This window comes from Klebsiella sp. B345, from assembly GCF_051131735.1.
Taxonomy (GTDB): Bacteria; Pseudomonadota; Gammaproteobacteria; order Enterobacterales; family Enterobacteriaceae; genus Klebsiella.
The window spans coordinates 3740150-3752462 of the sequence record NZ_CP180443.1 but is presented as its reverse complement, the minus strand read 5'-3'; the positions used below and the strand labels follow the sequence as shown (position 1 = coordinate 3752462).

Genomic DNA, 12313 nt, shown 5'->3' with positions numbered 1-12313 from the left:
GTTAATTGAAATGGAAAAAGTATGAAGAACTGGAAAACGCTGCTTCTCGGTATCGCCATGATCGCGAATACCAGTTTCGCTGCCCCACAGGTTGTCGATAAAGTAGCGGCTGTCGTCAATAATGGCGTTGTTCTTGAAAGCGACGTCGATGGCTTGATGCAATCGGTTAAGCTCAATGCTGGCCAGGCCGGTCAACAGCTGCCGGATGACGCGACCCTGCGTCATCAGATCCTCGAACGTCTGATCATGGACCAGATTGTTCTGCAGATGGGCCAGAAAATGGGCGTGAAAGTCACTGACGATCAGGTCGATCAGGCTATTGCTAACATCGCAAAACAGAACAACATGTCGCTGGATCAGATGCGTAGCCGTCTGGCTTACGAAGGTCTGAACTACAACACCTACCGCAATCAGATCCGTAAAGAGATGCTGATTTCGGAAGTGCGCAACAACGAAGTTCGTCGCCGTATTACCGTGCTGCCGCAGGAAGTTGAATCCCTGGCGAAGCAGATTGGCGATCAGAACGATGCCAGCACTGAACTGAACCTGAGCCACATCATGATTCCGCTGTCGGAAAACCCGTCGTCTGACGACGTGGCTGCCGCTCAGCAGCAGGCAAACTCCATCGTTGAGCAGGCACGCAGCGGCGCTGACTTCGGTAAACTGGCTATCACCTACTCTGCTGACCAGCAGGCGCTGAAAGGCGGCCAGATGGGCTGGGGTCGTATTCAGGAGCTGCCGGGGATCTTCGCCCAGGCACTGAGCACCGCGAAGAAAGGCGATATCATCGGCCCGATTCGCTCTGGCGTCGGTTTCCACATCCTGAAAGTCAACGATATGCGAGGTGGCAGTAAAAGCATCTCCGTCACCGAAGTTCACGCCCGTCACATCCTGCTGAAGCCGTCGCCGATCATGAACGACGACCAGGCACGGGCGAAACTGGAGCAGATCGCAGCAGATATTAAGAGCGGGAAAACCACCTTTGCGAAAGCGGCGAAAGATTTCTCTGAAGATCCAGGCTCTGCCAACCAGGGCGGTGATTTGGGTTGGGCTACGCCAGATATCTTTGACCCGGCATTCCGTGACGCTCTGATGCGCCTGAATAAAGGCCAGACCAGCGCACCGGTTCACTCCTCCTTCGGCTGGCACCTGATTGAACTGATGGACAGCCGTCAGGTCGACCGTACCGATGCCGCGCAGAAAGACCGCGCCTACCGGATGCTGATGAACCGTAAGTTCTCGGAAGAAGCAGCGACCTGGATGCAGGAACAACGCGCCAGCGCTTACGTCAAGGTTCTGAACAACTAATACCACGGCCTCAATATATCCCGGCAGCGTTCGGGGTGTATTGCGGCGGCGCGCCAGCGGCTCCCGATGCCGCTCAGGCAGTGAGCGGGTCCCGCTGGCGTTGCCAAAAAAGACGTCCTGAAGGATGAAGTGTATGAATCGAGTTGTTATCACCCCCGGCGAGCCCGCCGGAATTGGCCCCGACCTTGTGGTGCAGCTTGCACAGCGCGACTGGCCGGTAGAGCTGGTGGTTTGCGCCGATGGCGCACTGTTATCTGACCGGGCCCAACAGCTCGGTCTTCCTTTATCTCTCCTGCCCTACGACGCTTCCCTTCCTGCCACAGCGCAACGCGCTGGCACCCTGACGCTCCTTCCCGTTACGTTAAACGCCCCGGTGGAACCCGGTGTACTGAACATCCCTAACGGGCACTATGTGGTGGAGACGCTGGCTCGCGCCTGCGACGGCTGCCTGAACGGTGAATTTGCGGCATTGATTACCGGGCCGGTGCATAAGGGAAACATCAACGACGCGGGTATCGCCTTCACCGGCCATACCGAGTTCTTTGAAGAACGCTCGCACGCCAGCAAAGTCGTGATGATGCTGGCAACGGAAGAGCTACGCGTCGCCCTGGCGACGACTCACCTACCGCTGAAGGCCGTCAGCGAGGCAATCACGCCGGATTTACTGCGTGAGGTGATCACCATTCTGGACCACGATCTGCGCCATAAATTTGGTATCGCCCAGCCACATGTTTTGGTCTGCGGGCTAAACCCGCACGCCGGCGAAGGCGGACACATGGGTACCGAAGAGATCGATACCATTATTCCGGTACTGGAAGAAATGCGCGCCAGGGGTATGAATCTGAGCGGTCCGCTGCCGGCAGACACCCTTTTTCAGCCTAAATATCTCGACCATGCCGATGCGGTACTCGCGATGTACCACGATCAGGGCCTTCCCGTGCTAAAATACCAGGGCTTTGGCCGTGGCGTGAACATTACGCTCGGTTTACCCTTTATTCGAACCTCCGTTGACCACGGTACCGCGCTTGAACTGGCGGGCCAGGGAAAAGCGGATGTCGGCAGTTTTATCACGGCGCTTAATCTCGCCATCAAAATGATTGTTAATACGCAATGAATAATCGAGTCCATCAGGGCCACTTAGCTCGTAAACGCTTCGGGCAAAACTTTCTCAACGATCAGTTCGTGATCGACAGCATTGTCTCGGCCATTAACCCTCAAAAAGGGCAGGCTATTGTCGAAATCGGGCCGGGTCTCGCCGCACTGACCGAGCCGGTCGGTGAACGCCTTGACGCGCTCACGGTTATCGAGCTCGACCGCGATCTGGCCGCACGTCTGCAAACGCATCCCTTCCTGGGACCGAAGCTGACTATTTATCAGCAAGATGCCATGACCATGAATTTCGGCGAGCTGTCGCAGACCATGGGTCAGCCGCTGCGCGTGTTTGGCAACCTGCCGTACAACATCTCAACGCCGCTGATGTTCCATCTGTTCAGCTATACTGATGCCATTGCCGACATGCACTTTATGCTGCAAAAAGAGGTCGTCAATCGCCTGGTGGCCGGACCGAACAGCAAGGCATATGGTCGTCTGAGCGTCATGGCGCAGTACTACTGCCAGATTATCCCGGTACTCGAAGTGCCGCCGAGCGCCTTTACCCCACCGCCTAAAGTGGATTCTGCCGTTGTGCGCCTGGTGCCTTATCGCACGCTGCCGCATCCGGTGAAAGAGGTGCGTGTACTGAGCCGAATTACTACCGAAGCGTTCAATCAGCGTCGGAAAACGATTCGTAACAGTCTCGGCAATCTGTTCAGCGTTGACGTGCTGACCGAGCTGGGCATCGACCCGGCAAAACGTGCAGAGAATATTTCCGTGGCGCAATACTGTCAGTTAGCCAACTGGTTATCCGACAACGCGCCCACCAAGGAGAGCTAACCATGATCAATTCGCCTCGAGTTTGCGTCCAGGTGCAAAGCGTCTATATCGAATCGCAGTCTTCCCCGGAAGAGGAGCGCTACGTCTTCGCTTATACCGTCACTATTCGCAATCTGGGGCGGACTCAGGTTCAGCTTCTTGGCCGCTACTGGCTTATCACCAACGGCCACGGTCGTGAGACTGAAGTTCAGGGTGAAGGGGTTGTCGGCGAGCAGCCGCATATTCCCGCAGGCGGTGAATTTCAATATACCAGCGGGGCCGTCATTGAAACGCCGCTGGGCACCATGCAGGGACATTACGATATGATCGATGTGAACGGCGTGCCGTTCTCGATCGACATCCCTGTTTTCCGTCTCGCAGTACCAACGCTCATTCACTAAAACAATGTCTACATATCTTATTGGCGACGTTCACGGTTGCTACGATGAACTGATCGCGTTATTAAAGCAGGTGGCCTTTACCCCAGGGAACGATACGCTGTGGCTCACGGGCGATCTCGTCGCACGCGGCCCGGGTTCACTTGAGGTCTTACGCTACGTCAAATCTCTGGGCGATAGCGCTCGTCTGGTCCTGGGTAATCACGACCTGCATCTGCTGGCCGTTTTCGCCGGGATCAGCCGCAACAAACCGAAAGATCGCCTGAAATCACTGCTTGAAGCGCCGGATGCCGACGACCTCCTCAACTGGTTACGTCGTCAGCCGCTGCTGCAAATCGATGAACAGAAAAAACTGGTGATGGCGCATGCCGGCATCACGCCGCAGTGGGATCTGGAGACGGCAAAAGAGTGCGCGCGTGATGTCGAAGCCGTCCTCTCCAGCGACTCCTATCCGTTCTTCCTCGACGCGATGTATGGCGATATGCCGAATAACTGGAGCAACGAGCTGAGCGGCCTTGCCCGCCTGCGCTTTATCTCCAACGCCTTTACCCGCATGCGTTACTGCTTCCCGAATGGTCAGCTGGATATGTATGCCAAAGAGGCACCAGAAAACGCCCCCGCGCCATTAAAACCATGGTTCGCGATCCCGGGTCCGGTCGCCAGTGAATACAGTATTGCGTTTGGACATTGGGCTTCGCTGGAAGGCCGCGGTACGCCTGAGGGGATTTATGCCCTTGATACGGGCTGCTGCTGGGGCGGGGATCTCACCTGCCTGCGCTGGGAAGACAAGCAGTACTTTACTCAGCCATCAAACCGGCAGAAAGATCAAAGCGAAGGCGACGCGAGCGCGTCTTAAGTAGAACGTCCCGGATGACCGCCAGCTGGCGCTATCCGGGCAACGCTTTCGCACGCTAAATGCTCCCCGGAGCGACCGGGGATAGCCTTAACGGCGCTCGAGGATCTCGAAGCAGTAACTGTGTGAATTCTGCGCGTCGGCGTCATGGAATTCGCTGAATACCGATTCCCACTGATCCGGATCGTAGTCAGGGAAATGCGTATCGCCTTCCACTTCTGCATCGATGTGGGTCAGATACAGCTTGTGCGCTTTCGGCAGGAACTGCTCGTACACGCGACCACCACCGATCACCATCATCTCGTCTACATCGCCACAGGCAGCAATCGCCTCATCCACCGATTTCACCCACTGCACACGATCGTCGGTGCCCGGCTGGCTGCTGATAACGATATTTTTCCGCCCTGGCAGCGGACGACCAATAGACTCCCAGGTCAGGCGCCCCATCACTACCGGCTTGTTTAACGTATTACGTTTAAACCAGGCGAGATCGGCAGGCAGGTTCCATGGCATGGCGTTTTCCATACCGATGACGCGATCTACCGCTAACGCCGCAATCAGACTGATCATTGAAAATTTCCCGAATGCAAAAAATTGCCGCCACTATACGGAAAGCGTAATACTTCGTCGACTGCGTGGAGAGTAAAGAATAAGAAAATTTTTAGATTTGCTGGCGAGCCCACGTAAGCCACGTGAACCGCCAGCTGCGGATTTAAATTGAAAACAAAATGTTAACTGTAAACCAAACGTAACAGTGCGTTTTCGCCTCAGGATGCCGGCTTATTGTCGGGTTCGTCGGCGATATCGCCGGTATGTCTACCCTCTTCGGTTCCCTGCCAGCCGTGGCGCTGAACCAACGATAAATGGTTACGATCTTCGTTGATAATCCCGGTCAACATGTCGCTGGTTCGTTTGAACACCGCCACGCGAGACGCCGCATCGTTTTCCGCCATCTCGACCATCTCTTCCACCATTTTCTGGTTAAAGCGACGGAACAGATCGGCACGCTCACGCGCTTCATAGGCACCCAGTCCCAGCGCCTCCAGCGCCATGCGCCCGGATTTCAGCGCCGCTTCGAAGGTTTCACGCTCCGGAGCGTCTACGCCAGCCTGACGCAGCTGGATGTAGTGATCGACATCGCGGGCGCGGGAGATAATCTGCAGATGTGGGAAGTGCTCTTTCGCCAGCTCCACCAGTTGCAGGCTGGCCTGCGGATCGTCGATCGCATTAATCAGCACTTCGGCTTTTGCCGCCCCTGCCGACTCCAGCAGATCCGCGCGGGTGGCATCACCATAGAACACTTTCATATCAAACTTACGCAGCGTTTCCACGTGGTCCGGATCGTGATCGAGGATCACCATCTTCACCCCGCCGGAAAGCAGCACACGCCCGGCGATCTGCCCGTAACGCCCAAAGCCGGCGATAATCACCCGCGGCTGCTCTTCATCAATTTCATCAGCTTCACGCTCCTGGCCGCTGGAGGATTTCTCCAGCCGGGTCAGCAGCACCAGCAGGATCGGCGTGGCCGCCATCGACAACGCTACCGCTAAGGTCAGCGCCTTCGCCCACTCGCTGTCCAGCACGTCCGCCAGCTGCGCTGCGCCGAAGACCACGAAGGCAAACTCACTCCCCTGCCCCAGCAGCACCGCAAACCAGCGGCGCTGCGCGCGCGGTACGCCAAGCGGTTTAGCGATCAGCCACAGCATCACGCCTTTAATGACCAGGAAACCGACCAGTAAAATCAGGATCCGCAGCGGATGGCTCATCAGAGTGCCAAAATCAATCGACATCCCGACACCGATGAAAAACAGCCCCAGCAGCAGGCCCTTAAACGGCTCGATATCGCTTTCCAGCGCATGACGATACTCCGAGCTTGCCAGCAGTACCCCGGCGAGGAACGCCCCCATCGCCATCGACAGCCCCACTTCCTCCAGCAACAGGCCAAAGCCGAACACCAGAAACAGGGCCACGGCGCTGAATACTTCACGCAGGCCCGAGCGGGCCACGAAACGCAGTACCGGACGGGTGACATAGCGCCCCAGCGCCACCACCAGCACCAACGCACCCGCAACTTTAAGCGCGGACAACGCAAAAGCGCCGAGGGTGGTGGAACCGCCGCTGGCGGCCAGCAGCGGGATCATCGCCACCAGCGGGATCGCCGCGATATCCTGAAACAGCAGAACGGCAAACGCGCTGCGCCCCATCTGCGAGACCGTCAGGTTACGTTCGTTCATCGCCTGCATGGCGATGGCCGTCGACGACAGCGCCAGCGTCATGCCAATCAGCTCCGCAACCTGCCAGCGCATCCCCAGCAGCATGCAAAACAGGCCAATCAGCGCCCCACACACCACCATCTGTAATGCACCGCCGCCAAACACCGACGCCCGCAGTTTCCACAGACGCTGCGGGTCAAGCTCCAGGCCAATCACAAACAGCATCAGGACCACGCCAATTTCGGCAAAATGCAAAATCGCCTCGGCGTCCGTCACCAGACGCAGGCCCCACGGCCCAATAATGCACCCGGCGATTAAATAACCCAGCACCGACCCCAGCCCAAGACGCACGGCAATCGGCACAATCAGGGCGGCAGACCCCAGATAAATCAGCGCCTGTATCAGCGTATGGCTATCCATGGTGCGCCTCCTGCCATTCAATTAAGCGTTGTCGATAGTGGCGCGCCTGCGCCTGAAGGGTTTCATCGTCACAGATAAACGTGCAGTGCATGGCGAACGGCGGCAGCCATTTCATGCCGCAGTACAGCCCGGTGGCCTGTAGCGGCTGGGACAGCACTTCAAAGCCAGGAAATGCGCCGATATCGAAGTGGCTCTCACCGCCGCCGGTGGTCACCGCCCACATCAGCGATTTTCCCTGCAGCGCAATACCGTTGTGACCGTAGGCCCAACCGTGCGACAGCACCTTATCCATCCACAACTTCATCAGCGGCGGAACGCTGTACCACTGCATCGGATGCTGCCAGATAATCAGATCGGCTTTCGCCAGCGCCGCCTGTTCGGCGGCGATGTCGATGTTAAAGTCGGGGTAAAGTTGATAGAGGGAGCGTATTTCTACGCCATCCAGCGTCCTTGCCTGCTCCAGCATCCGCTTATTCGCATGCGAGTGATGCGGATAGGGATGAGCATAAATTATCAGAATCATTGATTAGCCTGCGTTAACTCTCGTTGTAATCTGCAAGAGTGTAGTCAGTTAATCGAAGCGCTTACAATCATAACCTGATTTTATGTCTGCGGACTGCCGGCCTTATGTGGCTGCGGGCTGGCGGTAACCTCGGGTTCGCTGACGTCGAGATCGCAGCGTTTCGGCAGCAGGAAGGTCATGGTCCCGGCAATGATTAGCGATCCAGCCAGGGCACAAACCGCCACGTTCTGGCCATACAGATAGATCATCACCCCCACCAGATAGGGACCGCAGAATCCGCCGAGGTTACCCAGGCCATTAATCACCCCGCGAGCGCTACCGGCCACTTCCGCAGAGGCAATCCGCCCCGGCATCGACCAAAACGGGCTGGTGGCTGATTTGAGGAAAAAGCCGCAAATCACCAGTGCGATATAGGCTGCCACCACGTGCTCACGCAACAATACCGAGGCCACTAGCGCCGCCGCAAAGCTGTAAAGCGAGAAGCGCACCCACAGACGACGTTTACCGCTGCGATCGCTGAATAACGAAATGACATAAATCCCGGCAAGCGTCGCCACGAACGGCAATACCGCGAGAAGGCCCACGCTGGCCATACTGCCGCCGGTCAGCCCTTTGAGGATGGTCGGCAGCCACAGGGTGTAGCCGTAATCGCCGGTCTGATAGAAGAAGTTGAGGATCACCAGTTTCATCAGCCCGCCGTTGCGGAAAACATCTTTGACCGGCGCCTTGCTGACCGCATCTTCCGCCAGTTTTGCCGCCCGCTCAGCGGCCAGCGTAGTGACCAGGTAGTGACGCTCTTTCTCCGGCAGCCAGCGGGCCTCTTCCGGACGGTCGCTGATCATGAACCACCAGACCGCCAGCACCACCACCGACAGCAGACCTTCGATAATAAACAGCCAGCGCCAGTCAAGCGCGGCGATGATCGCCCCGGATACCGGCGCGGTCAGCATGCCGCCCAACGGGGCGAACATCATCACGAAGGCGTTGGCACGCCCCAGCTCTTTTTCCGGGAACCAGTTGCTGACCATCGTCAGCACCACCGGCAACATGCCGCCCTCGGACACGCCGAGAATAAAACGCAGCACCAGCAGTTGATATTCATGGGTCACGAAGCCGGTAGCAACCGAAACCACCGCCCAGGCCATCAGCGACCAGGCAATAAAGCGTTTACCACTGCCGTTTACCGCAATTCGCCCACCGGGTATTTGTAGAAATAAATAGCCAATAAAAAAGATGCCGCTGGCAACACCGGCCATCTGGCTGGTAATACCTAAGTCCTCCTCCATTCCACCGGGTAATGCGAAACTAATATTAACCCGGTCCATAAACGAAATAATACAGGCGATCAACACCGGCGTAATAATACGCCACCAGCGGGTGCTGGGAATTTTATCATTCATATTTCGCGCTCTCTATGCAGAGGTTATTGTTGTCATTGAATACGAGCTGGGTACAGAAATAAGAGAGAGAAATTAATTAATCGCGTTCGGTAATGGCGCATCGGCGAAATAAGCCGCCACGTTGGCAAAAACTACCTCGCTCATTTTCTGTCGGGTTTCATGGGTCGCGCTGGCCACGTGCGGCTGCAGCACTACATTATCGAGCGCAATCAGCGCCGCCGGCACATGCGGTTCATCTTCAAACACGTCGAGAGCGGCACCGGCGATAACACCGTTTTGTAACGCCTGAATCAACGCCTTCTCATCCACCAGCGAGCCGCGGGCGATGTTGATCAACCACGCCTGTTTCGGCATGACGTTAAACACTGAATAATCGATCAGCCCGCGATTGGCTTCGCCGCCGGAGGCCGCAATCACGAGGAAATCGCTCTCGTGGGCCAGGGTATGCAGATCGGCACACCACTGATAATCCAGCCCCGGCACCGGTTTGCGGTCGGTGTAAAGCACCTGCATGTCGAAGCCGCGGGCGCGACGGGCAATCGCCTGGCCGATATTGCCCATCCCCAGCAGGCCAATGCGTTTACCACTGACCTGAGTTGCCAGCGGCATTCCGCCCTTCTCCCAGCGCCCTTCCCGGACAAAGCGATCGCCCTGACACAGATTGCGCGACGCGGCCAGCAGCAACCCCATCGCCAGGTCCGCCACGTCATTGGTCAGCACGCCGGAGGTGATGGAGATCTTAATCTGTCTGCTACGTGCATATTCCACATCAACGGCATCAGTGCCGACGCCGAAAATGGCAATCAGGCCAACGTGCGGCAGCAACTCAAGGACACTGTTTTGCACCCCGATGTCTCCACGGGTAACGACAACAGCGATGTTCTCGCCTTGCTCACGCAGAAAACTTATCGGATCGTCCTGCTCGTACAGACGCAGCAGCGGGAAATGGGCCGCCAGTTGCTCCTGCAGTGCATCAATAACGGGGGCCACTAAAAGGACGGCGCGGGTAAGAGTACTCTTCATCAGATCACCTGTTTGACGGTTCGTTACGACGGTAGTCACTATCAAACGGGTTTTTAGCAGGGCGTTTTGCGATCTGCATCACGCTGAATCGTGTTAAAAATAGCTGTTACCCTCTACGTGATCCCTAAGACAAAACCAGCGTATCCGGCTGCGACGCGGGACATGGCGTTAACGGTTTGCTAACACCGCGGCGTCGCACGTTAGACGGGGTTAGATCGTTTCCCCCAGCGACAGGCGGTAGTGTAGATCAACTTTCTCGATGGTTGGCAGTCCTTTGATTTTTTTGATTAAAATCTCAGTAGCGACCTTACCCATCTCAAAGCGCGGGGTCAGAACGCTGGCCAGCCGCGGGGTGATAATCTGGCCGATCTCCAGACCATGAAAGCCGGCGATCGCCAGCTCCTGCGGGACATTGATACCCGATGCGAGGCACTCCTGTAACACCCCAACCGCCAGGTCATCATTGGTACAGAGGATCCCGTCCATGGTGGCATACATCTGCCGCGCCAGATTCATCATGCCGGTGCCGATCGACACCGACGACACCTTGTTCGGTGCAATACGCCCGGTCGCCAGTCCGGCATTCTCCATCGCCTGGCAATAGCCGGCGTAGCGCTGCTCGTCGCGCACGTCAGACATCGAGCCGAAATAGATAATATGCCGCTTGCCGCTCGCCAGCAGCATCGTGGTCATGTCAAAACCGGCTTTGAAGTTATCGAAACCGACGTTGATGCGCCCTGGATTCTCCGCCAGCCCCATCACTTCAGCGATGGGAATTTTGGCGGCGTTGAGGTACTTATCCGCCCGCAGGGTGTGAACCGACTCGGTCAGCAGCAGGCCTTTGACATGAAACGCCAGCACCGCCGCGATCTGTTCCTCTTCGCGTTGGCGGTCGTAATCGTAGTTGACCACCAGCGTCTGGTAGCCATGCGCCGCGGTCACCGATTCGATCCCCGCCAGCAGGTCGGCGAAGATTTGGTTATGAAAAGAGGGAATTAAGACGCCAATGCGCGGGACGACGACGCTGGTCATCGCCGGATTATCGGGATCGGGTTCATAGCCGATTTCCGCAATCACGCTGGCGATACGTTCTGCGGTCTCCGGTTTGACTTTGTCCGGCGTACGTAAATAGCGGCTGACGGTCATCTTGGTTACGCCAGCCAGCGCTGCAATATCATTGAGCGTAATGCGTTGTGCTTTCATCTATCGACCCGTCAAATACATCCACTGCATCAGGCCATTATGCCTGCCGTTCAGGAAAAAGAGAATCACGCCATTCTGCGCTTAACCCCTTGAGCCGCGGTAATTTCCACCCGACATCACGTTTAGCGTAACCCCTTTTCGTAACACCCTTTTGAGTGATCTCCATCACAGATTTACCCGACAAAAATCCGTGAGATAGAGCACAGGTTGTTGCGGGTCATGTTTTGCCACCAACGGCATTAACACGCACCACATCATTTATATTCAGCCGTTAATCAGGATATCAAGATGAAAGATCTTTTCAGCTTACAAGGCAAACGTATTTTAATTACTGGCGCAGGACAAGGAATTGGTTTTGTCATGGCGCAAGGCCTTGCACAATATGGCGCAGAAATTATTGTCAACGATATTTCGGCGTCTCGTGCGGATGATGCGGTCATGAAATTACGTGATGAAGGTGCCATCGCCCACTCCGCGGTATTTAATGTCACCGATGCCGACGCGGTAGAAAATGCCATTGCGAAAATTGAAACCGATATCGGTGCAATTGACGTGTTATTTAATAACGCAGGTATTCAGCGCCGTCACCCTTTTACCGAATTTCCGGTGCAGGAATGGCATGACGTTATTTCCGTCAACCAGACAGCAGTATTCCTGGTCTCCCAGGCGGTAGCCAAACGCATGGTCAGCCGCCGGCGTGGCAAAATCGTCAACATCTGCTCCATGCAAAGCGAGCTGGGCCGCGACACCATTACCCCGTACGCAGCTGCCAAAGGTGCGGTGAAGATGTTGACTCGCGGCATGTGCGTCGAACTGGCGCGCGATAACATCCAGGTCAACGGTATTGCGCCGGGCTATTTTAAAACCGCCATGACCCAGGCCCTGGTGGACGATCGGGCCTTTACCGACTGGTTGTGTAAACGTACGCCTGCCGCACGCTGGGGCGATCCGCAAGAGCTGATTGGCGCCGCCGTGTTTCTCTCCTCCAAAGCATCCGATTTCGTCAATGGACATCTGTTATTCGTCGACGGCGGCATGCTGGTTGCCGTCTGATTAAGGAG

The 12313-nt window shown here is 56.4% G+C and carries 12 protein-coding genes; 6 read left to right on the top strand and 6 right to left on the bottom strand.

Features of this window, described 5'->3' with window-relative positions:
* The first annotated feature begins 21 nt into the window (after positions 1 to 21).
* The 5 genes from surA to apaH all read left to right on the top strand — a co-directional run bounded on the left by surA (position 22) and on the right by apaH (position 4473).
* A complete protein-coding gene (surA, locus tag ACMYSO_RS17660) occupies positions 22 to 1308 on the top strand; it encodes a peptidylprolyl isomerase SurA (protein WP_434666380.1) in 1287 nt (428 codons plus the stop codon).
* A gap of 133 nt (positions 1309 to 1441) precedes the next feature.
* A complete protein-coding gene (gene pdxA / locus ACMYSO_RS17655) occupies positions 1442 to 2422 on the top strand; it encodes a 4-hydroxythreonine-4-phosphate dehydrogenase PdxA (RefSeq protein WP_434666379.1) in 981 nt (326 codons plus the stop codon).
* Positions 2419 to 3240, top strand: coding sequence for a 16S rRNA (adenine(1518)-N(6)/adenine(1519)-N(6))-dimethyltransferase RsmA (gene rsmA, locus ACMYSO_RS17650; RefSeq protein ID WP_123757537.1), 822 nt, complete (start codon positions 2419 to 2421; stop codon positions 3238 to 3240). The genes pdxA and rsmA overlap by 4 nt, the downstream gene beginning before the upstream one ends.
* A 2-nt stretch (positions 3241 to 3242) precedes the next feature.
* Entirely contained in the window at positions 3243 to 3620 is a 378-nt protein-coding gene (apaG, locus tag ACMYSO_RS17645; RefSeq protein ID WP_123757538.1) for a Co2+/Mg2+ efflux protein ApaG, read from the top strand.
* 4 nt (positions 3621 to 3624) lie between these two features.
* Positions 3625 to 4473 (top strand): bis(5'-nucleosyl)-tetraphosphatase (symmetrical) ApaH, encoded by an 849-nt coding sequence (gene apaH, locus ACMYSO_RS17640; RefSeq protein ID WP_434666376.1) that lies wholly within the window; start codon positions 3625 to 3627, stop codon positions 4471 to 4473.
* An 87-nt stretch (positions 4474 to 4560) separates the two neighbouring features.
* On the opposite strand, the gene folA is transcribed toward apaH, so the two are convergent.
* From folA to ACMYSO_RS17610, 6 genes are all read right to left on the bottom strand, one after another.
* Positions 4561 to 5040, bottom strand: coding sequence for a type 3 dihydrofolate reductase (gene folA / locus ACMYSO_RS17635; RefSeq protein WP_123757540.1), 480 nt, complete (start codon positions 5038 to 5040; stop codon positions 4561 to 4563).
* Between the two features lie 197 nt (positions 5041 to 5237).
* Positions 5238 to 7103, bottom strand: coding sequence for a glutathione-regulated potassium-efflux system protein KefC (gene kefC, locus ACMYSO_RS17630; protein ID WP_434666373.1), 1866 nt, complete (start codon positions 7101 to 7103; stop codon positions 5238 to 5240).
* A complete protein-coding gene (gene kefF, locus ACMYSO_RS17625; RefSeq protein WP_434586400.1) occupies positions 7096 to 7626 on the bottom strand; it encodes a glutathione-regulated potassium-efflux system oxidoreductase KefF in 531 nt (176 codons plus the stop codon). Before kefF ends, kefC begins: the two co-directional genes overlap by 8 nt.
* A gap of 80 nt (positions 7627 to 7706) precedes the next feature.
* Positions 7707 to 9026: an MFS transporter gene (locus ACMYSO_RS17620; RefSeq protein ID WP_123757544.1), complete on the bottom strand. Its 1320-nt coding sequence runs from the start codon at positions 9024 to 9026 to the stop codon at positions 7707 to 7709.
* 72 nt (positions 9027 to 9098) lie between these two features.
* Complete coding sequence (locus tag ACMYSO_RS17615) at positions 9099 to 10049, bottom strand: 2-hydroxyacid dehydrogenase (RefSeq protein WP_434666372.1); 951 nt, start codon at positions 10047 to 10049, stop codon at positions 9099 to 9101.
* 210 nt (positions 10050 to 10259) lie between these two features.
* Positions 10260 to 11252: a LacI family DNA-binding transcriptional regulator gene (locus tag ACMYSO_RS17610; protein WP_174509118.1), complete on the bottom strand. Its 993-nt coding sequence runs from the start codon at positions 11250 to 11252 to the stop codon at positions 10260 to 10262.
* 288 nt (positions 11253 to 11540) lie between these two features.
* Here ACMYSO_RS17610 and idnO point away from each other — a divergent pair, with 288 nt between their 5' ends.
* The gene (idnO, locus tag ACMYSO_RS17605; protein ID WP_434666370.1) at positions 11541 to 12305 is read left to right on the top strand and encodes a gluconate 5-dehydrogenase; all 765 of its coding nucleotides are present in this window, start codon (positions 11541 to 11543) and stop codon (positions 12303 to 12305) included.
* The last annotated feature ends 8 nt before the right edge of the window (positions 12306 to 12313 follow it).